Source organism: Sphingobium xanthum, assembly GCF_019737615.1.
Lineage (GTDB): Bacteria > Pseudomonadota > Alphaproteobacteria > Sphingomonadales > Sphingomonadaceae > Sphingobium > Sphingobium xanthum.
In genome coordinates this window covers 162,847-188,099 of the sequence record NZ_JAHKKS010000007.1, presented here as the reverse complement: position 1 = coordinate 188,099, position 25,253 = coordinate 162,847, and the positions used below count along the sequence as shown (strand labels likewise).

27 protein-coding genes are annotated in these 25,253 nt (G+C 63.9%); 24 read left to right on the top strand and 3 right to left on the bottom strand.

Going from position 1 to position 25,253, the window contains the following annotated elements; genetic code table 11:
- Positions 1–13: 13 nt before the first annotated feature.
- The 3 genes from accC to aroQ all read right to left on the bottom strand — a co-directional run bounded on the left by accC (position 14) and on the right by aroQ (position 2,416).
- Positions 14–1,366: an acetyl-CoA carboxylase biotin carboxylase subunit gene (accC, locus tag KM135_RS13105; protein WP_221714463.1), complete on the bottom strand. Its 1,353-nt coding sequence runs from the start codon at positions 1,364–1,366 to the stop codon at positions 14–16.
- A gap of 13 nt (positions 1,367–1,379) precedes the next feature.
- Positions 1,380–1,877, bottom strand: a complete 498-nt coding sequence (gene accB / locus KM135_RS13100; RefSeq protein WP_221714462.1) for an acetyl-CoA carboxylase biotin carboxyl carrier protein — start codon at positions 1,875–1,877, stop codon at positions 1,380–1,382.
- Positions 1,878–1,972: 95 nt separating this feature from the next.
- Positions 1,973–2,416 carry a type II 3-dehydroquinate dehydratase gene (gene aroQ, locus KM135_RS13095; RefSeq protein ID WP_221714461.1) on the bottom strand — a complete coding sequence of 148 codons (444 nt, stop codon included), beginning with the start codon at positions 2,414–2,416 and terminating at the stop codon, positions 1,973–1,975.
- Between the two features lie 89 nt (positions 2,417–2,505).
- Here aroQ and thiS point away from each other — a divergent pair, with 89 nt between their 5' ends.
- From thiS to KM135_RS12975, 24 genes are all read left to right on the top strand, one after another.
- A complete protein-coding gene (gene thiS / locus KM135_RS13090; RefSeq protein WP_221714460.1) occupies positions 2,506–3,510 on the top strand; it encodes a sulfur carrier protein ThiS in 1,005 nt (334 codons plus the stop codon).
- 92 nt (positions 3,511–3,602) lie between these two features.
- On the top strand, positions 3,603–3,785 hold the full coding sequence (locus KM135_RS13085) for a CsbD family protein (RefSeq protein WP_221714459.1): 183 nt from the start codon (positions 3,603–3,605) through the stop codon (positions 3,783–3,785).
- 141 nt (positions 3,786–3,926) lie between these two features.
- Complete coding sequence (locus KM135_RS13080; RefSeq protein WP_221714458.1) at positions 3,927–4,373, top strand: GNAT family N-acetyltransferase; 447 nt, start codon at positions 3,927–3,929, stop codon at positions 4,371–4,373.
- 139 nt (positions 4,374–4,512) lie between these two features.
- Positions 4,513–5,220, top strand: a complete 708-nt coding sequence (locus KM135_RS13075; protein ID WP_221714457.1) for a CoA transferase subunit A — start codon at positions 4,513–4,515, stop codon at positions 5,218–5,220.
- Positions 5,220–5,870, top strand: a complete 651-nt coding sequence (locus tag KM135_RS13070) for a CoA transferase subunit B (protein ID WP_221714456.1) — start codon at positions 5,220–5,222, stop codon at positions 5,868–5,870. Before KM135_RS13075 ends, KM135_RS13070 begins: the two co-directional genes overlap by 1 nt.
- An 85-nt stretch (positions 5,871–5,955) precedes the next feature.
- Complete coding sequence (locus KM135_RS13065; RefSeq protein WP_221714455.1) at positions 5,956–6,660, top strand: ferritin-like domain-containing protein; 705 nt, start codon at positions 5,956–5,958, stop codon at positions 6,658–6,660.
- Between the two features lie 15 nt (positions 6,661–6,675).
- Positions 6,676–7,734: an alkane 1-monooxygenase gene (locus KM135_RS13060; RefSeq protein ID WP_221714454.1), complete on the top strand. Its 1,059-nt coding sequence runs from the start codon at positions 6,676–6,678 to the stop codon at positions 7,732–7,734.
- Positions 7,735–7,752: 18 nt separating this feature from the next.
- Complete coding sequence (locus KM135_RS13055) at positions 7,753–8,865, top strand: hypothetical protein (protein WP_246606054.1); 1,113 nt, start codon at positions 7,753–7,755, stop codon at positions 8,863–8,865.
- 3 nt (positions 8,866–8,868) lie between these two features.
- Positions 8,869–10,224 (top strand): cytochrome P450, encoded by a 1,356-nt coding sequence (locus KM135_RS13050; protein ID WP_221714453.1) that lies wholly within the window; start codon positions 8,869–8,871, stop codon positions 10,222–10,224.
- A 71-nt stretch (positions 10,225–10,295) separates the two neighbouring features.
- Positions 10,296–11,576, top strand: a complete 1,281-nt coding sequence (locus KM135_RS13045) for an MFS transporter (RefSeq protein ID WP_221714452.1) — start codon at positions 10,296–10,298, stop codon at positions 11,574–11,576.
- Positions 11,577–11,579: 3 nt separating this feature from the next.
- Positions 11,580–12,488: an alpha/beta hydrolase gene (locus KM135_RS13040; RefSeq protein ID WP_221714451.1), complete on the top strand. Its 909-nt coding sequence runs from the start codon at positions 11,580–11,582 to the stop codon at positions 12,486–12,488.
- 55 nt (positions 12,489–12,543) lie between these two features.
- Complete coding sequence (gene leuC / locus KM135_RS13035; protein ID WP_221714450.1) at positions 12,544–13,989, top strand: 3-isopropylmalate dehydratase large subunit; 1,446 nt, start codon at positions 12,544–12,546, stop codon at positions 13,987–13,989.
- A 133-nt stretch (positions 13,990–14,122) separates the two neighbouring features.
- Positions 14,123–14,974, top strand: a complete 852-nt coding sequence (locus KM135_RS13030) for an N-acyl homoserine lactonase family protein (RefSeq protein ID WP_246606052.1) — start codon at positions 14,123–14,125, stop codon at positions 14,972–14,974.
- A 155-nt stretch (positions 14,975–15,129) separates the two neighbouring features.
- A complete protein-coding gene (locus KM135_RS13025) occupies positions 15,130–15,690 on the top strand; it encodes a twin-arginine translocation pathway signal protein (protein WP_425517038.1) in 561 nt (186 codons plus the stop codon).
- A gap of 346 nt (positions 15,691–16,036) precedes the next feature.
- A complete protein-coding gene (gene leuD, locus KM135_RS13020; RefSeq protein WP_221714448.1) occupies positions 16,037–16,630 on the top strand; it encodes a 3-isopropylmalate dehydratase small subunit in 594 nt (197 codons plus the stop codon).
- Between the two features lie 314 nt (positions 16,631–16,944).
- Positions 16,945–17,268, top strand: a complete 324-nt coding sequence (locus tag KM135_RS13015) for a DUF1476 domain-containing protein (protein WP_221714447.1) — start codon at positions 16,945–16,947, stop codon at positions 17,266–17,268.
- A gap of 10 nt (positions 17,269–17,278) precedes the next feature.
- Positions 17,279–17,512, top strand: a complete 234-nt coding sequence (locus KM135_RS13010; protein ID WP_221714446.1) for a BolA/IbaG family iron-sulfur metabolism protein — start codon at positions 17,279–17,281, stop codon at positions 17,510–17,512.
- Positions 17,513–17,564: 52 nt separating this feature from the next.
- On the top strand, positions 17,565–17,894 hold the full coding sequence (gene grxD / locus KM135_RS13005; protein WP_221714445.1) for a Grx4 family monothiol glutaredoxin: 330 nt from the start codon (positions 17,565–17,567) through the stop codon (positions 17,892–17,894).
- 294 nt (positions 17,895–18,188) lie between these two features.
- Positions 18,189–18,557 (top strand): BlaI/MecI/CopY family transcriptional regulator, encoded by a 369-nt coding sequence (locus tag KM135_RS13000; RefSeq protein ID WP_221714444.1) that lies wholly within the window; start codon positions 18,189–18,191, stop codon positions 18,555–18,557.
- The gene (locus tag KM135_RS12995) at positions 18,554–20,200 is read left to right on the top strand and encodes a M56 family metallopeptidase (RefSeq protein WP_221714443.1); all 1,647 of its coding nucleotides are present in this window, start codon (positions 18,554–18,556) and stop codon (positions 20,198–20,200) included. The genes KM135_RS13000 and KM135_RS12995 overlap by 4 nt, the downstream gene beginning before the upstream one ends.
- Before the next feature lie 76 nt (positions 20,201–20,276).
- Positions 20,277–21,158, top strand: a complete 882-nt coding sequence (locus KM135_RS12990; protein WP_221714442.1) for an MBL fold metallo-hydrolase — start codon at positions 20,277–20,279, stop codon at positions 21,156–21,158.
- A gap of 69 nt (positions 21,159–21,227) precedes the next feature.
- Positions 21,228–22,010 (top strand): hypothetical protein, encoded by a 783-nt coding sequence (locus KM135_RS12985; protein ID WP_221714441.1) that lies wholly within the window; start codon positions 21,228–21,230, stop codon positions 22,008–22,010.
- Between the two features lie 52 nt (positions 22,011–22,062).
- Positions 22,063–23,061 carry a quinolinate synthase NadA gene (gene nadA, locus KM135_RS12980; protein WP_221714501.1) on the top strand — a complete coding sequence of 333 codons (999 nt, stop codon included), beginning with the start codon at positions 22,063–22,065 and terminating at the stop codon, positions 23,059–23,061.
- Between the two features lie 56 nt (positions 23,062–23,117).
- The gene (locus KM135_RS12975) at positions 23,118–25,253 is read left to right on the top strand and encodes a prolyl oligopeptidase family serine peptidase (protein WP_221714440.1); all 2,136 of its coding nucleotides are present in this window, start codon (positions 23,118–23,120) and stop codon (positions 25,251–25,253) included.

Here is a 25,253-nt window from a genome sequence, read left to right as displayed (position 1 = left end):
GTTACCATGCCAATCAATCTGCCTTCTGCCGCTCCAGCCATTCCTCCAGCCACTTGATCGAATAGTCGCCGTTCTGGACGTCCTGATCGGCGATCAGGCGCTGGTGCAGCGGGATCGTGGTCTTCATGCCCTCGATCACGAACTCTTCGAGCGCGCGCTTGAGGCGCATAAGGCAGCCTTCGCGCGTGCGGCCATAGACGATCAGCTTGCCGATCATGCTGTCGTAATAAGGCGGCACATTATAGCCTTGGTAGAGCGCGCTATCGACGCGGACATGCATGCCGCCGGGCACATGGAGCATCTGCACCTTGCCGGGGGAGGGCGCGAACGTCTCCGGGTCCTCGGCATTGATGCGGCACTCGATGGCGTGACCGGAGAAGACGAGATCCTCCTGCGCGACCGAGAGCGGACGGCCCTCGGCAATGCGGATCTGCTCGCGGACGAGATCGAAGCCGGTGATCATTTCGGTTACTGGATGCTCGACCTGAATGCGCGTGTTCATCTCGATGAAGTAGAACTCGCCATTCTCGTAGAGGAACTCGATCGTGCCGGCGCCGCGATAGCCCATGTCGGCCATGGCCTTGCTGACGATCCCGCCCATGCGGTCGCGCTCGGCCTTGGAAATGACCGGGGACGGGGCTTCTTCCAGCACCTTCTGGTGACGCCGCTGCAGCGAGCAGTCGCGCTCGCCAAGATGAATGGCGTTGCCCTCGCCGTCGCCGAAGATCTGGAATTCAATATGACGCGGATCGCCCAGATATTTCTCGAGATAGACGGTCGCATCGCCGAATGCGGCCTTCGCCTCACTGCCGGCCTGCTGCATCAGGGACTCGAGCTCGTCTTCTGACGCGCAGACCTTCATGCCGCGCCCGCCACCGCCCGACGCCGCCTTGATGATGACCGGATAGCCGATGTCCCGCGCGATCGCCTTGGCTTCGACCACGTCCTCGATCGCGCCGGCCGATCCGGGGACAAGGGGCAGCCCGAGAGAACCGGCGGTGCGCTTCGCCTCGACCTTGTCGCCCATGACGCGGATATGCTCGGGCTTGGGGCCGACGAAGATCAGGCCGTGCGCCTCGACGATCTCGGCGAACTGGGCATTCTCCGAGAGGAAGCCGTAGCCGGGATGGATCGCATCCGCGCCCGAAATCTCGGCGGCGGAGATGATCGCCGGAATGTTGAGATAGCTGTCGCGCGCAGCTGGCGGCCCGATGCAGACGGCCTGGTCGGCCAAGCGGACATGCATGGCGTCGGCGTCCGCCGTCGAATGCACTGCCACCGTCTTGATGCCCATCTCGTGGCAGGCGCGATGGATGCGCAAGGCAATCTCGCCGCGATTGGCGATCAGCAGCTTCTCGATGCTCATGATCTCAAGCGCCTCAAGCGACCACGATCAGCGGCTGATCATATTCGACCGGCTGGCCGCTCTCGACGAGGATCGCCTGCACCGTGCCGGCGCTTGGCGCGCTGATGGGGTTCATCACCTTCATCGCCTCGACGATCAGCAGCGTCTGGCCCGCCTTCACGCTGTCACCGACCTTCACGAAAGGCGCGGCTTCCGGATCGGGTGCGAGGTAGCAGGTGCCGACCATCGGCGATTTGACGGTGCCGGCAGCAGCGGCAGCGCCGGCGGCCGGCGCAGCAGCAGCGGGTGCCGGAGCAGCCGCGACAGGCGCGGAGGCCGGAGCAGCGGCTGCGACGGGCGCGGCATAGCTCGCCGCTTGCGCGGCGGGCTTGCGCGCGACGCGGATCTTGCGATCGCCGTCGGCCACTTCGATTTCGGTCAGGTTGGTCGCATCGAGCATCTTGGCGAGTTCGCGCACGAGCTTCACGTCCACCTGCATTGCGCTGCCATTGCTGTCGGTCTTGTCGGCCATTCTATGTCCCTTGAAGGTCTATTCTGTTTCTTGGAATGGGCGCAGGGCCTATTGCCCTTCCGCCCATAAGGCAACAGCTTCAACGGAAATCGCGGTCAGTCCATTTCCAGCGCGGCTTCGAGCGCCAGCATATAGCCCAACGGACCAAAGCCCGCGATCGATCCCTTCGCGGCCATGCCGACATAGCTGTGATGCCGATAGGCCTCGCGCGCCGCGGGGTTGGAAATATGGACCTCGATCACCGGCACGGTAATCGCGCGTATCGCGTCGTAGAGCGCCAGGGAGGTGTGGGTGAGGGCGCCTGCATTCAGGATCACCGCCGTCGCACTCTCGGCATTGGCCTCGTGCAGCCAGTCGATCAGATGCCCCTCATGGTTGGACTGGCGAAAGTCGATCTCCGTATTCGCCCGGCGTGCCTCGTCTTCCATGCGATCGGCGATGTCATCGAGCGTGTCATAGCCGTAAATCTCCGGCTCGCGCGTGCCGAGCAGATTGAGATTGGGGCCGTTCAGCACGAAGATTTTTCGCGGCGTCGTCATGAGCGATCCTGTCCTTTTGGTTGCGAGCGTCCGGGGCCTCCCTATATGGCGGCCGGGACGGCCCTCAAAGGAAAAGGTGCATCGAGGCGATGAGCGTGGACGGGACCATCGGCATCCATGTGAATGGCGAGCATCGCCGCGTGCGCGCCGGCCTGACGCTGGCCCAGCTTGCTGCCGAGCTCGGCCTCGCGCCGGAGAAGGTTGCCGTCGAGCGCAATCTGGAAGTCGTGCCGCGCGGAACGCTGGACAGCGTGATCGTCGAGGACGGCGACGAGCTGGAGATCGTCCACTTCGTGGGCGGAGGAGATGGAATGTCCGTGCTGAACAACGACAGCTGGTCGGTCGCCGGCAAGACCTTCAATTCGCGGCTGATCGTCGGCACCGGCAAGTACAAGGATTTCGCGCAGAACGCGGCCGCCGTCGAGGCATCGGGCGCCGAGATAGTCACGGTCGCCGTTCGCCGCGTGAACATCAGCGATCCCAAGGCGCCGATGCTGACCGACTTCATCGATCCCAGGGTGATCACCTATCTCCCCAACACGGCCGGCTGTTTCACGGCCGAGGACGCGATCCGCACCCTGCGCCTGGCGCGCGAGGCAGGTGGCTGGGATCTGGTGAAGCTGGAAGTGCTCGGCGAAGCACGCACGCTTTACCCGAACATGGTAGAGACCATCCGCGCGACCGAAGTGCTGGCCAAGGAAGGCTTCAAGCCGATGGTCTATTGCACGGACGATCCCATTGCCGCCAAGCAGCTCGAGGATGCAGGTGCCGTCGCGATCATGCCGCTCGGCGCGCCGATCGGATCGGGCCTTGGCCTCCAGAACAAGGTGACGGTCCGTCTCATCGTGGAAGGCACCAAGCTGCCGGTGCTGGTCGATGCGGGCGTCGGCACCGCGTCGGATGCTGCGGTCGCGATGGAGCTGGGCTGCACCGGCGTTCTGATGAACACCGCCATTGCCGAGGCCAAGGACCCGATCCTGATGGCCGGCGCAATGAAGGCTGCGGTCGATGCGGGGCGCATGGCCTATCTCGCCGGACGCATGGGCCGGCGCATGTATGCGGACCCCTCAAGCCCGCTGGCGGGATTGATCTAGGCAGCTTCGGCTCGTCGCAAATCCCTGAAAATCAAGGAACCCGTGAAACCGCCGGCCGTTCTTTTCATAACTGAACGACGATGGAGAGTATCATGGGCGAACTGATCGACAAGGTGAAGGGTATCGGCAACGAGATCGCCGGCAATGCCAAGCAGATCGAGGGCGAACGCAAGAACGATCCCGACAAGAAGGCCGAAGGTGTCGGTCAGGAACTGAAGGGCAAGGCCCAGCAGGTCAAGGGATCGATCAAAGGCGCGCTTGGCGACAAGATCTGAGCCGATTTATATCGCACCGCGGGAAAGGGCTCCGGCGGGGCAGCACGGCAGGCCATCCGACCCCATGTCGGATGGCCTGTTCGCTTGGGTTGATCGGTCTTTCGAAGCTACATAGGCCCGACGCTGGGAGGGCTGAGAAGCATGTCGCGCATCACGATCCGGCCGCTCGGCCTTACGGACATCGATGCAGCCGCCGCGATATTTCGCCGCGCGATGCTCACCGTCGCCTGCTTCGACGAGCATCTGCATAGCGCCGAGGAGGATCGGGCGCATTGGCGCGAGCAGCTCTTTCCCAACGGCGAGATCATCGGAGCTTTTGCGGATCAGGCTCTTGTCGGCCAGATCGCTCTCGCGCCGGGGTGGATCAACCAGCTTCATGTCGATCCCGATTGGCACGGGCGGGGGATCGGCTCTGCCATGCTCGATACGGTCAAAGCGCAGCGCGCTGGCCTCCAGCTCTGGACGTTCCAAGCCAATCTGGGTGCCCGGCGTTTCTACGAGCGGCACGGCTTCATGGCTGTCGAGTTCACCGATGGCGAAGGCAATGAGGAGAAGCTTCCCGACGTCCGCTATCGCTGGCTGCGATGAGCGAAACGGCAGAAAAGATTGCACGCACGCAACAGATATGGTCGTTTCGAATTTCAACGATTCACTCATGTTTGACCGAAATGCACGTGCATCCTATGGGCGGCGCAATATTGGTATCGTTCCACTCCGGGAGTCGCCCATGAAGAAACTTTACCCCGATGCGAAGGCCGCGCTCGACGGCCTGCTGTTCGACGGCATGCAGATCTGCGCGGGCGGCTTTGGCCTCTGCGGTATTCCGGAGCGGCTGATCGACGCCATTCGCGAGTCGGGCGTGACGGATCTGACTGTCGCTTCCAACAATGCCGGCATCGACAATGAGGGTCTCGGCAAGCTGCTGCGCACGCGCCAGATCAAGAAGATGATCAGTTCCTATGTCGGCGAGAACAAGGAGTTTGAGCGCCAGTATCTCTCCGGCGAGCTCGAGGTCGAGTTCTGCCCGCAGGGCACGCTGGCCGAGCGCTGCCGGGCCGGCGGCGCGGGCATTCCGGGCTTCTACACCAAGACGGGCGTGGGCACTTTGGTGGCCGAGGGCAAGGAAACCAAGAATTTCGACGGCCAGGATTATGTGCTGGAGCGCGGCATCTATGCGGACCTCTGCATCATCAAGGGCTGGAAGGCGGACGAGGCGGGTAACCTGATCTTCCGCAAGACCGCCCGCAATTTCAATCAGCCGATGGCGACCGCCGGCAAGGTCTGCGTGGCCGAAGTCGAGGAAGTGGTGCCGGTCGGCAGCCTCGATCCGGACTCGATCCACCTGCCGGGCATCTATGTGAAGCGCATGGTCATCGGCGCGCCTTACGACAAGAAGATCGAATTCCGCACCGTTCGCCAGAGGGAGGCCGCATAATGCCTTGGACTCGTGATGAGATGGCCGCGCGCGCGGCGCAGGAACTCAAGGACGGCTTCTACGTCAATCTCGGCATCGGCATTCCGACCCTGGTTGCGAACCACATCCCGGCCGGCGTCGAGGTGACGCTCCAGTCTGAGAACGGCATGCTCGGTATCGGCCCGTTCCCTTATGATGACGAGGTCGATCCCGATCTCATCAATGCCGGCAAGCAGACGATCAGCGAGCTGCCCAATTCGGTCTATTTCTCGTCGGCGGACAGCTTCGCGATGATCCGCGGCGGCCACATCGACCTCACCGTGCTGGGCGCGATGGAAGTAAGCGAGAAGGGCGACATCGCTAACTGGATGATCCCCGGCAAGATGATCAAGGGCATGGGCGGCGCGATGGACCTCGTCGCCGGCGTCAAGAAGATCATCGTCGTCATGGAGCATAATGCCAAGGATGGCAGTCCCAAGTTCATCCCGGATTGCACCCTGCCGCTCACCGGCAAGAATGTGGTCGATATGATCGTTACCGATCTCGCCGTCTTCCAGCGGCCGGATCATGACTCGCCGTTCCGCCTGATCGAGCTGGCGCCGGGCGTCACGGCCGAGGAAGTCGCGCAAAAGACCACCGGCAGGTACGAAAACGCGCTGGCTACGGCCTGAGTGCATCCGCGAGCGGGCGGGGCGTGATCGCTCCGCCTTCTTCCCGCCATTGTGAGGCCCCAATCGGAGGCGTATTCTGCGCCTCATGCTGCCGGCTTTTCACCGTCGCTATGTCGATGTTCTGGCGTCGATCTACCTCTACAACGAGCATCGGGGCTATACGAGCCTCGACCGCGTGCTGGAGGCAGTCCGTGCGCGGTGCCCGGACGATCTGACCTTCATCGCCGCGGTTGAGAAGCATCGGGTCGATGAGTATCGCCATTATCTGATGTTCCGCCGCTATTTCGAGCGCGCGGGCCGCATGCCGCTCGCGGTCGCGCGCACCTGTGGCCATATCGATCATTTCGTCCGGATCATGTTCGGGCGAGCGATCGACGAGCTGGATACAGAGGCAATCGTGGCCGAGGAAGGGCTGTTCGAAAAGCTGTGCCGCGTCATCATGCTCACCGAACAGCGCGGGATGCAGCAGGTCGATGTTCTGCTGCGCTCACGCGCCATCCGCAAGGAGCCGGCACTCAAGGCCATCTTCCGGGTGATCGAGCGGGACGAACCGAGCCACTGGATGCCCTATCGCGACTGGCTGGCGCGCAACGGGCGTCGGCAGCCGCGCTGGTGGGAGCGGCTTGTCGATCTTCGTATTCACCGCGAACTCATGCTGATCCGCCTGCCGGCCGTATTTCTCAACTGGCGTATGCAGCGCCTGCGCATTTGGCCCGATGAGATGCCCGAAACCGCCTCCGGGCCGGTATCGATGGCGGTCGAAAGGCCTTGCGCACGGCAGGCGACCTGAAATAGTCGGGCCGCGATGCGCTATCCCTTCGCCTATTTTACCAGCCTCTGGATGGTGGCGCTGCTGATCCTGGGCGCTGCGCTGGGCGGGATCGGCTTCTTCACATTGCCGCTGCTGGCCTTTGGGGTCGTCCCGATCGCAGACCGTTGGCTCGGCAAGTCCCGCTGGCCTTCGGACATCGCCTTGCAAGGGCTCACGCCGGGCAAGGAGCGCGCTTATGATGCCGCGCTCGTTGCCGCGAGCGCTGCGGTGCTGCTCGCACTGGGATGGGGCCTGTGGGTTGCCGCGTCCTGGACGCTCACCACAGCGGAGTTCATCGGCCTGACGATCAGCGTCGGGATCGTGACGGGATATGTCGGCATCGTCGTCGGCCATGAGCTGATCCATCGATCGACCGCCTGGGAGCGCGGGATAGGCTGGGTGCTGTTTTCCGCCGTGCTCTATCCGCACTTCTGCGTTGAGCATATTCTCGGTCATCATCCGCGCTTTGCGACGCCGGCGGACCATGCGACGGCACGGCGCGGCGAGAATCTCTATGCGTTCATCCCCCGATCGATCGTGCGCGGCCTGGTCAGCGGCATTCGCTTCCGGCCAGCCCGGGTCTTGTCGATCTACGCGCTCCTCGCCTTGCTCCTGATCGCGATCTATCGCTCGCTTGGTTCAGACGCGCTGATCTTCATGGTCGCGCAGGCCTTCGTCGCCGTCTGCCTGCTCGAAAGCATCAATTATGTCGAGCATTATGGGCTGCTGCGCAAACGCCTGGCCAATGGGCAATATGAGGCCCCCGGTCCCGGCCACAGCTGGGACACGAGCAGCATCATCACCAACATCAACACGTTCAATCTTGGTCGCCACAGCGCACATCACAGCGCCGCGCGGCGGCCCTATCACCGCCTCCAGCAGAACGACAAGGCGCCGCAATTGCCCTATGGCTATGCCGCGATGTTCCTGATTTCGCTGGTGCCGCCGCTCTGGTTCCGGATCATGGACCGTCGTCTCGACGCATGGTATGCGCGCCAGCAGGGGGACAGGGATGCCTCGCCGATCGGCGAAGCGATCGCAGCGTCCTCCTGACGAACGCTGGCGGGGGTCTTGGGGGATTTGAACGGATTTCGGCGGAAGATATTCTACCTCGGCGGCTATGACCCCCGGGGCGCCCGCTTCTATCATCAGCTCTATGCCGAGCAGGCCGCGCTTTATGCCGAGCGCTCCGGTCATGAGGTCGTAGTCAGCGACCGGCGCCGGGCCGGGCCGCTGAACAGTCGCTGGACGGTCGAGGACAAGACGGCCGGCTCGTCCGCCGACATGACCTTTCTGGGCTGGGACGACATCATCCGGCGGACATGGGACCATAACCCGCTGCGCCTGCTCTGGGGCGCGATCGCCTCCACGCTCTCCTTCACGGCGCGCATGGACTGGTCGATCACCCGCACCTTCCCGCCGGGCTCGCTGATCGCCTTCTATTATCCGGCGACCTCCGTCGTCGTGATCCCGCTGCTGCTCATCGGATTGATCTGGCTCCTCGTGGGGATCATCCCGGCGCTGGTGATCGGCCTCGCTCTGAGCTTCTTCGTCATCCATAGGCTCAAGAGCTTCTGGCTCCTGCGCTTCGTCATCTTTAACGATCGCTACGCACGGCGCACGACCGATCCGGCCCTTGACGACCGCCTGGAGGAGATGGCGCAGACTATCCAGGCAGAATTGTCGCAGGACTGGGATGAAGTGCTGTTCGTCACGCACAGCAATGGCGGCATCCTGGCCATGCCGATCATGGCCTCGCTGCTGGAGAAAAATGGCGGGGTGATGCCTGCCAGTTTCGGGCTGCTGACATTGGGTTCATCCGTGCCGCTGCTCGGCTGCCGCCGCGATGCCGCGCGCTATGAGACGGTTCTCTCGACGGTCTCGCGGGGCGACTTCCTCTGGCTCGACCTTGGATCACTCACAGACGGCGCCTGCATTGCATTGCTCGATCCCTGTGTTTCCGTGAAGGAGGCGCACCGCCCGACCATTCATTCGCTCTCGCCGCGCTGGTTCAAATATGCCGATACCGAGGCGCATCGCCTGCGCCGCCGCAACAAGTATGAGACGCATTTCGATTATCTGCGCAGCTTCCCGCGTATTTCCCCGCTCGACTATTTCCGCCTGACCAGCGGCGGCATGCCGCTTGCCGCCTCGATTGCGGCGTTTGAGCGCGAGCCGGCCTGAGTCATGACATTCACGCCGCCTTATCCGGAACCGCTCAAGAGCAAGGCCAAGGCGCTGCGCCGCTTCGCGACCAACTGGCGCAGCTGGATTCACGGCCTGTTCGAGAAGAGCTACACCATGAAGATGGGCGAGGTGCGTCTGCCCGCACTTCAAATCTACATGCCGAACGAGTTGAGCCTGGTCGATGAGGTGTTGGACGACCGGCAGCATGTCTATCCCAAGCACGAGCATCTGCTGGAAATGCTCGATCCGCTGATCGGCGACAGCGTATTTTCCGCAAACGGCGCGAACTGGCAGGCGCAGCGCGAGATGGTGAAGCCGGCCTATGCGCAGACCGGCTTGCGTCGGGCGTTTCCGCTGATGCGGGGTGCGGTGGATGATCTGGTCAGCCATATGCGCGAGATCGATCTTTCGAAGCCGATCAGCGTCGAGCCGCTGATGACTCATGTCGCCGCAGACATCATCTTCCGCACGATATTCTCGCAGCCGATCAGCGCGCGCGATTCCGATCAGATCTTTCGATCCTTCCACAAGTTCCAGCGAATCATCCAGACCGGCGCAATCCTCAAGACCTATGGCGTGCCGATCGGCCTGCTGCTCATGCGCGCGCGCGGCATCGTGCGGCATATCCACGCGACCTTCCTGCCGATCGTTCAGGCGCGCTACGACGCCTATCGGAGCTCAGGCGATGCCGGGCCGGACGATATACTCCATTCCATGCTCGAAGCCCGGCACCCTGAAACGGGTGAACCTTTCACGCTCAAGGCGCTGGTCAATCAGGTCTCGACGGTGTTCCTGGCAGGGCACGAGACGGCGGCCAGTGCGATGAGCTGGGGCCTCTATCTGCTCGCTGAGTGCCCGCATCTCCAGGATGCGCTGATCGAGGAGATGGGTGAGGAGCCCTTGAGCTTCGAGAAGCTCAAGATGGCCGAGAAGCTGCGCGCCGTCTTTCACGAGACCTTGCGCCTCTATCCGCCGGTCAGCTTCTTCATCCGCGCCGTTACGCAGCCCACGGTCATGCGGGAAAAGGAGATGGCGCCCGGATCGATGATCATCATCTCGCCCTGGCTCATTCAGCGCAACGAAGCCAATTTTTCCTGCCCGCATGCGTTCGATCCGGATCGCTTCTCCGACCCCGAACAGGCCGAGGCATGCCGCCGCGCCTTCATGCCCTTCGGCAAGGGACGCCGCGTCTGCATCGGCGCGGGCTTCGCCAATCAGGAAGCGATGCTGGTACTCGGCACGATCGTGCAGAATTTCCAACTCAGCTATCCGGAAGGCCCCAAGCCAGAGCCGATCAGTCGCGTCACGCTGCGGTCCGAGAAGGGCATCTTCGTCCGGTTCACCCCGCGCAGCTGACTGCCGCCCTTTTCCGGTTGCCCTTGCCCGCAAGCCTCGGGCAACAAGGCAGAAAGGGAGCGGAGAGGGGAATGACCATCAAGACGATCAAGGAGCGCCCCTATCTGGCGCTGGTGCTGCTCACGTCCATCGGCGTCGTCGGCTTCATCGACCGCATCATCATGAACGTGCTGGCCGAGCCGCTGCGCATTGAGTTCGGCCTGACCGATACCGAGCTCGGCATCGTCAATGGCCTGGCCTTCGCCGTGCTGAATGTCGTCCTTGGCCTCGTCGTCGCGCGCATTGCCGAGCGGCGGCGGCGCCTGACCCTGATCTCGGTCGGCACCGTGCTCTGGTCGATCGCGACGGCCGCATGCGGTCTGGCCAACAATTTCGCGCAGCTCGTCCTTGCCCGTATCAGCGTCGGTGTCGGTGAGGCGGTGGGCTTGCCCTCCACCCACTCGGTCGTCTCGGACTATTTCCCGCGCGAGAAGCGCGCGACGATGATGTCCGCGCTCAATCTCGCCCCGCCGATCGGCGCGTTCCTCGGCGCGAGCGGCGGCGCGCTCATCGCGCAGCTCTATGGCTGGCGCGTGGCGCTGTTCGTGGCCGCCATTCCCGGCCTCATCCTTGCGCTGCTGCTCACGCTTTTCGTAGCCGAGCCGAAGCGCGGCGCCCATGATGCGCCCGGCGAAAGCAAGGACGTTCCCCCGGTCGGCGCGGTGATCGGCCGCTACTGGCGCTGGCCGACCATGCGCAACATGCTGGCCGGGGCGACGATCGCGAGCATGGTCGGCTTCGGCCTCAACGCCTTCCTCGCCGCCTATCTGATCCGCCGTTTTGGCTATACGCTGGTCGAGGCGGGCCTGGTCGCGGGCCTCGTTGCGAGCCTGCCCTCGACCCTCAGCATCCTCGGCGCGGGCTGGCTGTCGGATCGCTTCGCCCGGCGCGGCAACCGCAAAGGCTATGCCCTCATGCCCGCGCTCACCTTGCTGGTCTCCGCCCCGCTCTATGCCTTCGCGATCACGCGCGACGAACCCGCGGTGATCGTCGCTCTCGTCGGCCTGACCGGCCTGTTCCAGTACACCTATCTCGGCCCCACGGCCGGCACTTTCCAGAACATGCTCAGCGCCCGCATGCGCGCCACCGGCACAGCCTTCACCGGCATGATCTACACGCTCGTCGGCGGCGGCTTCGGTCCGGTCATCCTCGGCCTGCTGAGCGGCCATTATGCGGCGGGCGGCATCGATCCCGGAGTCGCTCTGGGCCTCGCCATGGCGACCATGTCCGCGCTCTATCTCTGGTCGTCCTTCCATTACTGGCTGGCCTCGCGCACGATCGAGGCGGATTTCGCCCGGCCGATTGGGGGCTGAGGGATGCGGTGGCTGAAGCGGCTCGCCGGGGCGATCCTGCTTCTCGCGCTCATCTTCGTTGGCGGGTCGGTTCCCCTCGCGCCCGATCTGACCTCCATCGGCCTCCTGTCCGGCGCCGACCGAATGACCGGCGGCGGCATCGGTGTCGAGCGGGCAGGGCAGGGGGTTTCCTATGGCACGCACGACCAGCGCCTCGATATCTGGCGCCCTTCGGCAGCAGCACCCGCACGCCCAGTCGTGGTCTTCTTCCATGGCGGTGCCTGGCGAAACGGCTCGGCCGCCGCCTATGGCTTCGCCGGCCGGGCACTCGCCAGGCTCGGCTACATCGCGATTGTCCCCGATTATCGCAAGCTGCCTGTGCATCCCTTCCCGGCCTTCATGGAGGATGCCGCCCAGGTCCTCGCCTGGACCCGCAGAAACATCGCGGCGATGGGCGGGGATCCGGATCGCATAGCGCTCGTCGGCCACTCGTCCGGTGCCCACATGACTTTGTTGCTTGCTCTCGACCACCGCTGGCTGGCCGAGGCCCATGTGCCGCCGCAGACGATCCGCGCCGTCATCGGCATTTCCGGCCCCTATGATTTCTATCCCTATTCAGACGAGGCCGCGAGGCTCGCCTTCGGCGACACGCCCGCGCAGCTCACACAACCCGTCCGCCTGGCCCGCCGGGACGCGCCGCCCACGCTCCTGTTCGCCAGTCGCTCCGACACCCGCGTCAAGCCCCGCAACAGTATCGCGCTTGCCCGACAACTCCGCGCCAAAGGCGCCCCGGTCCGGCTCGTCCTGCTTGACGGCCTCTCGCACGAAGCCACCTTGCTCTCCCTGATGCGGCAACTGGCCTGGCTCGGCCCGGTGCGGGCGCAGAGTGGCGCTTTCCTCGCGCAAAGCCTTTCTCGCCCGGCACAGCCCTGATACCGGGCACTTTATGCTTTCCCGTAAGGTCCGCCAGCGCTAGTGCGGCACCGAAATGACCGAGAAACCACGCACGCTCTACGAGAAGATCTGGGACGCCCACGTCGTCGAAACCCGCGATGACGGCACCTGTCTCATCTATATCGACCGCCACCTCGTCCACGAAGTGACCAGCCCGCAGGCATTTGAGAGCCTGCGCGCCAATAGCCGCAAGGTGCGCCGTCCGGATCTGACCCTTGCCGTGCCGGATCACAACCTGCCAACGACACCCCGCATCGACGCGGCCGGTCATCGTATCCCGATCGCCAACAAGGAAAGCGCCGAGCAGCTCGCCGCGCTGGAGCGCAATGCGCCCGAGTTCGGCGTTCCCTATTTCGGTCCGACCGACGAGAAGCAGGGCATCGTCCATGTCGTCGGCCCCGAGCAGGGCTTCACTTTGCCCGGCACGACTTTGGTCTGCGGCGACAGTCACACCGCCGCGCACGGCGCGCTGGCATCGCTGGCGTTCGGCATCGGCACCAGCGAGGTCGAGCATGTGCTGGCCACGCAGACCTTGCTGCTGAAGCCCAGCAAGACGCTCTCCATCGAGGTCGAGGGCGCGCTCGGCTATGGCGTGACGCCCAAGGACGTGATCCTCGCCGTGATCGGTAAGATCGGCACGGCCGGCGGCACCGGCCATGTCATGGAATATCGCGGCTCGACCTTCCGCGACATGAGCATCGAGGGTCGCCTCACCGTCGCCAACATGGCGATCGAGGGCGGGGCGCGCTCGGGCTTGTTCGCGCCGGACGAGAAGACCTTCGCCTATCTCAAGGGGCGGCCAATGGCGCCGACCGGCGAGGAATGGGAGCGGGCCATCGAGTGGTGGAAGACGCTCGTGACCGACGAGGGCGCGCGTTTCGACAAGTTCGTGCGGCTCGACGCGACCGACATCTCGCCCAACGTCACCTGGGGCACCAGCCCTGAGGATGTCGTGCCGATCACCGGCGCCGTGCCCGATCCGGAGAGCTTCGAGGACCCGGCCAAGCGCGCCGCCGCCGCCCGGTCGCTCGATTATATGGGTCTCCATGCCGGCCAGCGCATGGAAGACGTCACCGTCGAGCATATCTTCATCGGCAGCTGCACGAACAGCCGCATCGAGGATCTGCGCGCTGCCGCCGCCGTGCTCAAGGGGCACCATATTGCCGACGGCATCAAGCAGGCGCTGGTCGTGCCCGGCTCCGGCCTCGTCAAGCGCCAGGCGGAAGCCGAGGGTCTCGACCGCATCTTCATCGAGGCCGGCTTCGAATGGCGTGAGCCGGGCTGCTCCATGTGCCTGGGCATGAACCCGGACCGTGTGCCGAGCGGCGAGCGCAGTGCCTCGACCAGCAATCGCAACTTCATGGGCCGTCAGGGTCCGGGTGCGCGCACGCATCTCGTCTCGCCGGTCATGGCCGCCGCAGCCGCAATAAAAGGTCGACTTGCCGACGTTCGCGACCTAATGGGAAATGAACGAGGTTAAGGGGCGCAATGAAAAAGATTTTCTGGATTCTCGTGCTGGGAGCGGTCGGCAGCGCCGCGATGGCGGTGGGCCTCGGGCACGCCGCTTCGAAGCAGGAAACCGCGCGCCACTGAACCTCCTGATGGGAGGTAGTATGCGCAAGGGAATGAGCATCGCGGCTCTGGCTGCGACGATGTTGACTGGCCTGCCGGCTGCGGCACCTGCTTCGGCACAAGCACAGACCGCGACCGCAACGCCCGCCAAAGTCACGCTGACCCGCCTCGACTGCGGCACCTTCAAGCAGCCCCGAGATGTCGGCGGCTTCTCCGATGCCTTCGCTTATTCCAATCCGCCGCTGAAGCTCCCGTTCGTCGCCAGCTGTTATCTCATCCGGCATGGCGAGCGCACCATGCTCTGGGACGCAGGCTTTGCCGCGCCAAGCGAGCAGGTCGCACTGCCCAGAACGATCCTCCAGCAGCTTGCCGAGCTCGGCGTCGATCCGGCCAAGGTCGAGTTTATCGGCATCAGCCATTATCACGCCGATCATACCGGGCAGGCCGGCAGCTTCCCGAACGCAACTCTGCTGATCGGACAAGGCGATTGGGACGCGCTTACCGCACAGCCGCTCTCTCCCGGCGTCGATCCGAAACCGCTCGCCAATTGGATCAGCGGTGGCGGCAAGGTCGAGAAGGTGGCCGTGGACAAGGATGTGTTCGGCGACGGCAGCGTCGTCATCCTCAACCTGCCGGGCCATACGCCCGGCCATCACGGCCTGCTGGTGCGCCTGCCCAGGACCGGCCCGGTGCTGCTCTCGGGCGATGTCGTGCATTTCCAGGAAAATTACGATCACGCCGGCGTCCCGCAGTTCAACACGAACCGCGCGGACTCGCTCGTCTCGATCGATCGCTTCAAGGACATCGCGACGGCCCTCAAGGCGACCGTGATCATCCAGCACGATCCCCGCTCGCTGCCGAAACTGCCTGCCTTCCCCAAGGCCGCCGAGTAACCCCCTCCTTCTCCTGTCGCGAGACGGATAGGAAGCCTTGCGCTCGACAGAAGGCTAGGCGAAGTTGAATGAGGGTTCGGATAAAAGCGGAGGCTTTGAGCAGATCGATGAATGCGAGCATCAGACGTGCAACTCTGGCTTTGGCGATGCTGGCCATGACCGCCGGCCCGGCCTTCGCGGACCAGGCCACCGCAAAACCGGAATCCGACATCAAAGCCTCCTTCATTGCCGCCGATTTCAAAGTCCCGACCCTGGTGCAGACCCCCGGCTTCAAGCTCGTGCCACTCGGCCCCGCCTTGGTGAAGGTGGATTTCGACGCTTACATGTCGTCCATCGAGCATCTGCAGAAGACGTTCACGCGCAGCACCAGCTGGCCGCACAAGAACATCTCCGATGACGATGCCATGAAGGACATGGAAACCGAGCAGGCCAGGTTCGAGAAGCGCGAGTCCTTCGCTTATGCCGTGCTGACACCCGACGGCTCTCGCGAGCGCGGCTCCGTATATGTCTCTCCGAGCGCAGTCGGCGGCTATGATGCCGTGGTCCGGCTGTGGGTCACCAAGGCGGAATATGACGCAGGCTTCGACGCCGAGCTTTACTCATGGGTGACGAACTGGATCAAAAAGGACTGGCCGTTCGCGAAAGTCGCTTATCCCGGACGCGCGATCGAATGGACGACTTGGGATGCGGCCGTTGCCGCGAAGAAGGCCGGATAGCTGCAGCGGTCAGATATGAAGCCAGTCTTGTCCGGTTGCCTCATGGCGATTGTGCTCTCGTTCTGCATCTTTTCGTGGCCTCTCGCGGCATTCCTGATTGTCGGCAAGTGGTCCAACTGCCTGCCGGTTACGTTGGAGTACCCATGCCCCAGCGACGCGGAAGCGTGGCGATTTTCGCTCATCACAGTGTCTGCCGTGATCATTCTCAATTTACTTAGCTTGATAGCCTACCGACACCTCCGAAAACGGTATGATGAATCCGAGCGGCACGATGCCGGCCTAATCCCTTGACGCTCCAACCAGCATCCGTCACGGGCTTGTCAGCCTAACTTACGCTGGAATTGCCATGGAACCCGTCAATCACGTCGAAGGCCGCGCCTATCCGTTCGGCATGAAGAATGTCGACACGGACATCATCATTCCTGCCGAGTGGCTGAAGACGATCAGCCGCAGCGGTCTTGGCCGGGGCGCGTTCGAGGGTCTGCGCAAGGAGCCGGGCAACGTGTTCGACGATCCGCGCTATACCGGCGCGCCGATCATCGTCGCGGGCGACAATTTCGGCTGCGGGTCGAGCCGCGAGCATGCCGCCTGGGCGCTGATCGACATGGGCGTTACCGCCGTGATCGCGCCGAGCTTCTCGGACATCTTCTCGGGCAATGCCTTCAAGAACGGCATCCTGACCGTCGTGCTGCCGCAGGAAGCCGTCGACCGCCTCGTGGAAGTCGCCAAGACCGACACGATCAGCATCGATCTCGAGCATCAGACGGTGACGACGCCGTTCCAGGATCGCTTCACCTTCGAGATCGATCCGTTCCGCAAGATGTGCCTGCTCGGCGGCCTCGACGAGATTGGCCTGACACTGGAGCGCGACAAGGCGATTTCGGCCTTCGAACGCAAGGATGCGCAGCTGCGCCCCTGGCTCTCGCCCAAAGCCGCCTGACGCGCCTTGGTCGCGAGGGCAGGGGCTTGAAAAATCCGCTGTCCTACAGCCGCGTTTCCTTGTCATCCTCCGCTCGCAGGAGATGAAGGACGCGGATCGACTCGCGGAAAGTGCTTTTACTTTCGGTCTGACCCCCGAACTTTCCGAACCTTCGCAACTTCGCAAAACGGATGAAGGATGCGCATAGGACACAATCGTCGATCGAAACGCCCGGCAACGAATGGGCGGCGAAGGAGCGAAACCGCGCGTTGCTATCGCGCGGGTCTCTTTCTAAGGAACGTTGGATTCATTCGAGATATGAGGATTTCTCAGCCATGACCGGATTTGACGATCGCGAGAAAGCGTTCGAGACGAAGTTTGCCAAGGACCAGGAACTGGCCTTCCGCGTCACCGCACGCCGCAATCGCCTGCTGGGCGAGTGGGCGGCCGAGCTGATGGGCCTCACCAGGGAAGAAACCGACGCCTATGCCAAGGCTGTCGTCCAGGCCGATTTCGAGGAAGCCGGCGACGAGGATGTCGTGCGCAAGCTGCTCGGCGATCTGGTCTCGGCCGGTGTCGATATGGATGAGAGCCGCATCCGCACGGCGCTGAGCGACAAGATGGCCGAGGCCCGTCGCCAGTTCATGCAGGAAGGCTGAGGGCCGTCCGATGCCCATGGCTGCCGACGATATCGCCGCGTTGATCCGCGAAGGCATTCCGGATGCGACGGTCGAGATTACCGATCTGGCCGGCGACGGCGATCATTATGCCGCCCGCGTCACGTCCGAGAGCTTCCGCGGCATGAGCCGCATTGCCCAGCAGCGCGCCGTCTATGCCGCGCTTGGTGGGCGGATGGGCGGTGTGCTCCATGCCTTGCAATTGACGACGGCCGTTCCCAATTGAAATCCATAGGGAGCGGCGAGGGGGCCGTTGCCCGCTGCCGGAGATTTGACCGATGACCGATACCGCCCACGATCGCATCAGCGAGATCGTCAGCAACAATGACGTCGTGCTGTTCATGAAGGGCACGCCGCTCTTCCCGCAATGCGGTTTCTCGAGCCGCGCCGTCGCCATCCTGGAGCGTCTCGGCGCGCCGTTCGAGAGCGTTGACGTGCTGCAGGATCAGGAGGTTCGCCAGGGCATCAAGAGTTTTTCCGACTGGCCAACCATTCCGCAGCTCTATGTGAAGGGCGAGTTTCTCGGCGGTTCGGACATCATGATGGAAATGTATGAAGCGGGCGAGCTGCAGCAGCTTCTCACCGATCAGGGCGTAATCGCCGCCTGAGTTTTCGCCCGTTTTCCGGGCAAAAAATTGGGGGATGGGCGAGAAGACCTTCAGCCACATCCCCCTGAGTGCGGGTGTACTCTCTACCTCGCAATCCGCGTGCCAGTTCCGCCAAAGCACGGAAAACCTGGGCATCGCTGGTTAACGGGTCCGACGGCATCTCCGGACCTGTAAAATTCCCCGACAAGTCTGACCAATTGTTCATCTGACGTGCAGCTTCACAAGAGTATTGACTACATGCGTAGATGATGACTACATCTGTAGTCAGTCGAGTCTGCGTAGGGAGGACAAGACATGGCCGAACGCATCAGTGATGCCGAGCATGCCGTGATGGAAGTGCTGTGGCGCCGCGCGCCGCTGACCGCCATCGAGGTAAGCGACGCGCTCGCCGACGAGCGCAACTGGAGCCTTCAAACCGTCAAGACGCTGCTTGGCCGTCTGGTCGCCAAGAACGTCGTGGCGCATGAGGCGGACGGTCGACGCTACCTCTATCGTCCCCTGGTCGAGCGCGAGGACTATGTCGCCGGCGAGTCCCAGCGTCTGGTCGATCGTCTGTTCGGTGGCCGCGTCACCCCGCTGGTCGCCCATCTCGCCGAGACCCAGCAATTGTCCGACAAGGACATTGCGGAGATCGAGGCTCTGCTGAAGGCGCTCAAGTCATGATCGCCTGGCTCGTCGAAACCCTCATCGTCACAAGCGCGCTGCTCGCGCTCGTGATGCTCCTCCGCAACCCTGTCCAGCAGATGTTCGGCGCGAAGGTCGCCTATGCGCTCTGGCTGCTGCCGGCCCTACGCATGGTGTCGCCACCCATCGCATCGCTGATGCCGGATACCCCCGCGCTCACGCATATGACTCAGCATGGGAGCGCGCTGACGCACCTCATCCGGCAGCGCGTCACGCAATTCGATGCCGGGCCGGCGGAGCAGGCTGCGAGCAGCGGCTTGTCCTGGATGCTTGCACTCGTGGCCCTGTGGCTGATCGGCGCGCTGGGCTTCGCGGTCTGGCAGATCATCAGCTACCGGCGCTTCACACAGAAGATCCTCACTGGTGCCCGCGTCCGCCGGTCTCCCGCCAAGGGCATCAAGCTGCTCGCCAGCCCGCGGATCAGCGGACCGATCGCCTTCGGCCTCACCAGACGCTTCATCATCTTCCCGCACGACGCGCTGACGCGCTTCGATGTCGAGGAGCATGCCATGGCGCTGGCGCATGAGCTGGCGCATCACCGGCGCGGCGACCTCATCGCCAATGCCGTCGCGCTCGGCTTCCTGGCTTTCCACTGGTGCAATCCGCTTGCCTGGATCGCGCATCGCGCGTTCCGCACCGATCAGGAAATGGCCTGCGACGCCGACGTGATCGATGCGATCCGCGACAAGGGCCTGGGCCATGCCTATGGCCGCGCGCTGGTCAAATGCGCTGCGGGTCGGCGGGATTATGCCGCGATCTGCCACCTCGCCACTGTCGATCGTCTGAAACGGAGATTGTCCATGTTGTCGAAGAAGACCCCCAGCATGCGCCGCCGCTTCGCCGGCCTCGCGCTCACCGGCACCGTTGTCCTGACCGGACTCGCGCTGACGGCGTCGGGCGAGGGGATGGCTGCCCAGGTTGGCGCCAAGGTGAGCCAAGCGTTGCCGATCGCGCAAAAGGCGACGTTGCTGCCGTCGCTCTCGGCCGTTCCCGCAGCGCTCGCGGCGGCCAGCAATACTGAGATCAAGGCGACGCGCTCGCAGCAACTCGCTCTGGCGACGAGCGCCGCGGCGGCGGAAGAGGATTCTCCTCCGGCACCGCCCGCACCACCGGCTCCGCCGTCGCTCGCCGATGTGCCTGCGCCGCCGGCCCCTCCGGCACCGCCAGCGCTCGCCGGCATGCCGCCGGTCCCGCCCGCACCGCCGGCGCCTGTGGCTGCGCCGTCACCCCGGTCGATCCCGGCTCCCGCAGCGGACGCGCGCAGATATCGCTACGCCTACAAGGTGGATCGCGAGTTCTCCAGGAATGTGCCGAGCGAAGACGAGATCCAGGCCATGGTGCCGATCGTCGAGGTAAGTGAAGGGACTGGATGCGGCGGCGCTCGCGAGTTGGTGAATACGAGCGAGGAAACCGTCAGCGTCGACGGCAAGCAGCGCAAGAAGATCTCGATCCGCATCTGCGGCAAGGACATCGCGCAGAAAGCCCGCGCCGATGCGATCCGCGGCATGCAGGAAGCCCGCGCCGACATCCAGCAGGAAAACGATCTTTCGCAGAGAATACGCGACCGCATCATCGCCGATCTGGATCGCCAGATCGCGCGGATGCGCTCCGAACGGGACTGAGGGGTCGGGAGAAGCCTCGCAGCGCGGCCCCGGGTTAATCCCTTGCAATCCGGGAACCGAGTGACACATGGGGAGCATGGCCCAGCCTGCTCCCCAGCTTTCTTCCGACACCGGCGTCGCCATGCGGCTCTCACCGCTCGTCCGCCGTGTGCTCGCGCCCAATCCCTCGCCCTTCACTTATCAAGGCACGCAGAGCTATCTGATCGGCGAGAGCGATCTCGCCGTCATCGATCCCGGCCCGGATGACGAGCGTCATCTCGACGCGCTGATGCAGGCTATCGATGGCCGGCCCGTCGTCGCCATCGTCTGCACGCACACACACCGCGATCACAGCCCGGCCACGCGACCGCTCGCCAGGCTCACGGGCGCACCGATTATCGGCTGCGCACCGCTGGCTCTGAACGATGACGGTCCCCGCGCCGACGCCTCCTTCGATTTCGACTATACGCCGGATCGCGTGCTGACGGACGGAGAGACGATCGGCGGGACGGGCTGGACGCTCACCGCCGTTGCAACGCCCGGCCACACGTCCAATCATCTCTGCTTCGCGCTTGAGGAGGAGCGTGCGCTCTTCACCGGCGATCATGTCATGGGCTGGTCGACCAGCGTCGTTTCGCCGCCCGATGGGGACATGACCGACTATCTGGTTTCGCTGGAGCGGCTCGTCGGCCGCAAGGACGCGATCTACTATCCGGCGCATGGCGAGCCGATCAAGGAACCTCAGCGCTTCGCCCGCGGCATGCTCGGCCATCGCAAGATGCGGGAAGGGCAGATCCTGCGCTTCCTGGATCGGCAAGGCGCCTCGACGATCCCGGAGATGGTCGCCGTCATGTATGTCGGTCTGGACCCGCGCTTGCATGGCGCCGCCGGGCGCTCGGTGCTCGCGCATCTCATCGACCTCGATGGACGCGCACTGGTCGAGCGGGCGACCGAAGGGCATTGGTCGCTGGCGAGCTGAAGTCGCCCTTGACGCTTGCGGCAATAGGGATCACCTTCGCTCATCGACAATGGCTCAGGGGGTGAGACCATGGCGACGATAGCGCCGAGCCCAAAGTCCGCGATCGAGCGGGAACGCAGCTTCTTCTTCAAGATGGCGATTGCAATGGCGCTGGTCATTGTCGCCGGTTTCACGTTCAATCTCGCGAGCGGCCGTTCGACTTTCGGCGTGCCGCTCCTTTATCACGTCCATGCCTTCGTGTTCTTCGGATGGGTGGTCCTTTACGTGACTCAGAACGCCCTCGTAGCGACCGGAAACGTGCGTCTCCATCGCAGTCTCGGCGTTCTCGCTCTGGCGTGGATGCCGACGATGGTCGGCCTTGGCATCGCTTTGACGATCCGATCTCTGCAAGCGACGGGCGGCCCCTTCTTCTTCGACATGAACGAGTTTCTGTTCGGCAATTCGCTCGGCATGGTCGCGTTCGCCTGCATCGTGACCTGGGCGCTGATCGTCCGCCAGCGGAGTGACTGGCATCGACGGCTGATGTGCTGCGCCATGGCCTGCATGACCGGTCCCGGCTTTGGCCGGCTACTGCCAATGCCGTTTTTCATTCCCTGGGGCTGGTGGATTGCGTCTGTCGCGGTGCCCTCGATCTTCATCCTCATCGGCATCATCGCGGACAAGCGCCGTTCCGGCCGTGTGCATCCTGCCTGGCTCTGGGGTTTCGCTTTCCTCGCCGGCAGCCAGCTGCTCGCGGATGTCGTCGCCTATAGCGATCTTGGCATATCGATCACCCGCGATGTCGTGGCGGGGACGCCGGGCGCCGAGCGCGACATGAAGGCCTATTTGCCGCCCGACTTTCTTGCGCCTTGATCGGACGCCCCTCTAGGGCCATCTCCCCGGCATAGAGACGGGAGATTCGGTGATGGATGCACGTGGCGGGATTGGCGGGAGCCTTGCGGGGCTGGACCCGCTCGCCGAGATCAACCGGCTGCGCAAGGAGCGCAACGCGGTCATCCTCGCGCATTATTACCAGAAGCCGCAGATTCAGGACCTCGCCGATTTCGTGGGCGACAGCCTCGAGCTTTCGCGCAAGGCGGCCGAGACCGATGCCGATGTGATCGCCTTCTGCGGCGTGCGCTTCATGGCCGAGACGGCGAAAATCCTTTCGCCCGAGAAGATAGTTGTGCTGCCCGATATGGATGCCGGCTGCAGCCTCGAGGACAGCTGCCCGCCCGCGCAGTTCAAGGCGTTCCGCGAGGCGCACCCGGATCATATCGCGCTCAGCTACATCAATTGCTCGGCCGAGGTGAAGGCGCTCAGCGACATCATCGTCACCAGCTCGTCGGCCGAAACGATCATCAGCCAGCTTCCTGCCGATCAGAAGATCATCTTCGGCCCTGACAAGCATCTGGGCGGCTATCTGGCGCGCAAATTCGGGCGCGAGATGTTGCTCTGGCCAGGCGTCTGCATCGTGCATGAGAGCTTCAGCGAAACCGAGCTCATCAAGCTCAAGGCGCAGCATCCCGGCGCGCCTATCGCCGCGCATCCGGAATGCCCGCCCTATATCGTCGATCATGCCGATTATGTCGGCTCGACCAGCGGCATCCTCCAGTTCGCCAAGACAATGAGCAGCGACACGCTGATCGTCGCGACCGAGCCGCACATCATCCACCAGATGGAAAAGGCGGTGCCGGAGAAGCAGTTCATCGGCGCGCCCGGCGCGGACGGCAACTGCAACTGCAATGTCTGCCCCTATATGGCGCTCAACACGATGGAGAAGCTGTACCTCTCCCTGCGTGACCTGCAGCCGCGCATCGAGATGGACGAGGACCTGCGTGTCGCCGCCCATCGCAGCCTCCAGCGCATGCTCGACATGGCCAGCGGAACGGTCGGCAAAGGCGATGTCGGGGCGCGTCCCTAAGCGCTCGCCTCATCGCCCCGGTTGAAGCGGGCTTTCCGGCCAGCTAGGCCAAGGCCATGAAGAAGATCATTTCCGGCGGAGTCGTGCGCTTCGCTTTCGTTGCTGTCGCGCTTGGCGTCGCCGGCACCGCGCTCGTCGCCCAGACCTCGGACGACAAGGACGATCCCTTCCTCTGGCTGGAAGAGATCGAAGGGCCGAAGGCGCTCGCGCAAGTGCAGAGCTGGAATGCGGAAACCGACAAGATCATCCGCGCCATGCCGGATTTCGAACAGGACCGCGCCCGGGCTCGCGCCATTCTCGACGATGAGGCGCAGATCGCGACGCCGGACGAGGTCATGGGCGACCGCGTGGTCAATCTCTGGCGCGACGCGAAGAATCCGCGCGGCCTCTGGCGCTCCACGCCGCTCGATGCCTATCTGGCCGGAAAGCCGGTCTGGACGACGCTGATCGACGTCGATGCGCTCGGCAAGACCGAGGGCAAGAGCTGGGTCTGGCATGGTGCCGATTGCCTTGCGCCGTCGTACAAGCGCTGCCTCATTTCCGTGTCGCCGGGCGGCACCGATGCGGATGTCGTGCGCGAGTGGGACATGGACAGCCGCAGCTTCGTGACGGACGGCTTTGTCGTCCCCGAGGCCAAGAGCAACGTCGCCTGGATCGACGCGAACACGCTGCTCGTCGGGACGGATTACGGCGCCGGCTCGATGACCAGTTCCGGCTATGCGCGCATCCTCAAGCAATGGACGCGCGGCACGCTGCTTTCGGCGGCGAAGACGGTGCTGGAAGGCAAGGCCGAGGATGTGAGTGTGCAAGGCGGCGGGACGCAGGATGGCGACCGGCGCTGGGTGTTCGCCTATCGCGCCACCGATTTCTACAATAGCGAGAAGTATCTGCGCGCTGCCGACGGCCGTTTCGTGCGCACACCGGTGCCCGAGAGCGCCGACATGCGAGACGTGATCGGCGGTCGCATGATCGTCTTCCTCAACAAGGCGCTCGGCAGCGTCCCGGCAGGGTCTCTCGTCTCCTATTCGCTGCCCGATATCGCGGCCGGGAAAACGGTGCAGCCCGAACCCGTCTTCACGCCCTCGAAGAGCCAGGCGATCGAGGATGTGAGCGCCACCGATAATGTCCTGTGGGTGAAGGTGCTGGACGACGTATCGGGCAAGCTGCTCGCCCTGCGGCGTGACGCAAAAGGCAGTTGGTCGAACAGGGCCGTGGCGCTGGCGCCTAATGCCACCGTTCATTTGCTGGGCGGCGCGGGGAAGCAGGACGTCGCCTTCGCCACCGTCGAGACGATGCTGGAGCCCCCGGCGCTGATGGCGGTGTCTGCCAACGGCACGCCGAGCAAGGTCCAGAGCCTGCCCGCACGCTTCGATGCCAGCCAGTTCAAGGTCGAACAGCGTTTCGCGATCTCGAAGGACGGCACCCGCGTGCCCTATTTCCTGGTGCGCAAGAAGAGTGTCACCGGAGCAGTGCCCGCGATCATCCACGCTTATGGCGGTTTCCGCGCGGCGCAGACGCCGGGCTATATGACCGGACAGCCTTATCGCGCCGGTCCCATGGGCCTGTTCTGGGTCGAGGATGGCGGCGCCTATGTGTTGGCCAATATCCGCGGCGGCGGAGAGTACGGCCCAGCCTGGCATGAGGCGGCGCTGCGCGAGAAGCGGCAGAACAGCTTCGACGATCTTCATGCCGTGGCCGAGGATCTCATCAAGGCGGGGATCAGTATCAAGGGCAAGATCGGCATTTCCGGCCGCTCCAATGGCGGCGTTCTGGTAGGCGCGGCGATGACGCAGCGCCCCGATCTCTATGGCGCGGTCATCTCCGGATCGCCGCTGCATGACATGAAGCGTTATTCCAAGCTGCTCGCGGGTGCCTCCTGGATGGCCGAATATGGCGATCCGGACGTGCCCGCCGACTGGGCGTTCATGAAGCTCTATTCGCCCTATCAGAATGTGAAGAAGGGCGTGCATTACCCGCCGGTCTTCTTCTACCTCTCGACCAAGGATGACCGCGTGCATCCCGGCCATGCCCGCAAGCTGGCGGCGAAGCTCAAGGACTACGGCCAGACCGTCTATTATCACGAATATATGGAAGGCGGCCACTCGGTCGGCGCCGATCATGCGGAGGATGCCGTCCGCGCGGCAATGCTGCAGGCCTTCCTGAAGCGCGAACTGATGGGGGAGGGCAAGTGA

What these genes read in the sequence shown, in the direction of transcription:
- accC (WP_221714463.1), bottom strand. Translation starts at nt 1,366, where the DNA reads ATGAGCATCGAGAAGCTGCTGATCGCCAATCGCGGCGAGATTGCCTTG.
- accB (WP_221714462.1), bottom strand. Translation starts at nt 1,877, where the DNA reads ATGGCCGACAAGACCGACAGCAATGGCAGCGCAATGCAGGTGGACGTG.
- aroQ (WP_221714461.1), bottom strand. Translation starts at nt 2,416, where the DNA reads ATGACGACGCCGCGAAAAATCTTCGTGCTGAACGGCCCCAATCTCAAT.
- thiS (WP_221714460.1), top strand. Translation starts at nt 2,506, where the DNA reads ATGAGCGTGGACGGGACCATCGGCATCCATGTGAATGGCGAGCATCGC.
- KM135_RS13085 (WP_221714459.1), top strand. Translation starts at nt 3,603, where the DNA reads ATGGGCGAACTGATCGACAAGGTGAAGGGTATCGGCAACGAGATCGCC.
- KM135_RS13080 (WP_221714458.1), top strand. Translation starts at nt 3,927, where the DNA reads ATGTCGCGCATCACGATCCGGCCGCTCGGCCTTACGGACATCGATGCA.
- KM135_RS13075 (WP_221714457.1), top strand. Translation starts at nt 4,513, where the DNA reads ATGAAGAAACTTTACCCCGATGCGAAGGCCGCGCTCGACGGCCTGCTG.
- KM135_RS13070 (WP_221714456.1), top strand. Translation starts at nt 5,220, where the DNA reads ATGCCTTGGACTCGTGATGAGATGGCCGCGCGCGCGGCGCAGGAACTC.
- KM135_RS13065 (WP_221714455.1), top strand. Translation starts at nt 5,956, where the DNA reads ATGCTGCCGGCTTTTCACCGTCGCTATGTCGATGTTCTGGCGTCGATC.
- KM135_RS13060 (WP_221714454.1), top strand. Translation starts at nt 6,676, where the DNA reads ATGCGCTATCCCTTCGCCTATTTTACCAGCCTCTGGATGGTGGCGCTG.
- KM135_RS13050 (WP_221714453.1), top strand. Translation starts at nt 8,869, where the DNA reads ATGACATTCACGCCGCCTTATCCGGAACCGCTCAAGAGCAAGGCCAAG.
- KM135_RS13045 (WP_221714452.1), top strand. Translation starts at nt 10,296, where the DNA reads ATGACCATCAAGACGATCAAGGAGCGCCCCTATCTGGCGCTGGTGCTG.
- KM135_RS13040 (WP_221714451.1), top strand. Translation starts at nt 11,580, where the DNA reads ATGCGGTGGCTGAAGCGGCTCGCCGGGGCGATCCTGCTTCTCGCGCTC.
- leuC (WP_221714450.1), top strand. Translation starts at nt 12,544, where the DNA reads ATGACCGAGAAACCACGCACGCTCTACGAGAAGATCTGGGACGCCCAC.
- KM135_RS13030 (WP_246606052.1), top strand. Translation starts at nt 14,123, where the DNA reads ATGCGCAAGGGAATGAGCATCGCGGCTCTGGCTGCGACGATGTTGACT.
- KM135_RS13025 (WP_425517038.1), top strand. Translation starts at nt 15,130, where the DNA reads ATGACCGCCGGCCCGGCCTTCGCGGACCAGGCCACCGCAAAACCGGAA.
- leuD (WP_221714448.1), top strand. Translation starts at nt 16,037, where the DNA reads ATGGAACCCGTCAATCACGTCGAAGGCCGCGCCTATCCGTTCGGCATG.
- KM135_RS13015 (WP_221714447.1), top strand. Translation starts at nt 16,945, where the DNA reads ATGACCGGATTTGACGATCGCGAGAAAGCGTTCGAGACGAAGTTTGCC.
- KM135_RS13010 (WP_221714446.1), top strand. Translation starts at nt 17,279, where the DNA reads ATGCCCATGGCTGCCGACGATATCGCCGCGTTGATCCGCGAAGGCATT.
- grxD (WP_221714445.1), top strand. Translation starts at nt 17,565, where the DNA reads ATGACCGATACCGCCCACGATCGCATCAGCGAGATCGTCAGCAACAAT.
- KM135_RS13000 (WP_221714444.1), top strand. Translation starts at nt 18,189, where the DNA reads ATGGCCGAACGCATCAGTGATGCCGAGCATGCCGTGATGGAAGTGCTG.
- KM135_RS12995 (WP_221714443.1), top strand. Translation starts at nt 18,554, where the DNA reads ATGATCGCCTGGCTCGTCGAAACCCTCATCGTCACAAGCGCGCTGCTC.
- KM135_RS12990 (WP_221714442.1), top strand. Translation starts at nt 20,277, where the DNA reads ATGGCCCAGCCTGCTCCCCAGCTTTCTTCCGACACCGGCGTCGCCATG.
- KM135_RS12985 (WP_221714441.1), top strand. Translation starts at nt 21,228, where the DNA reads ATGGCGACGATAGCGCCGAGCCCAAAGTCCGCGATCGAGCGGGAACGC.
- nadA (WP_221714501.1), top strand. Translation starts at nt 22,063, where the DNA reads ATGGATGCACGTGGCGGGATTGGCGGGAGCCTTGCGGGGCTGGACCCG.
- KM135_RS12975 (WP_221714440.1), top strand. Translation starts at nt 23,118, where the DNA reads ATGAAGAAGATCATTTCCGGCGGAGTCGTGCGCTTCGCTTTCGTTGCT.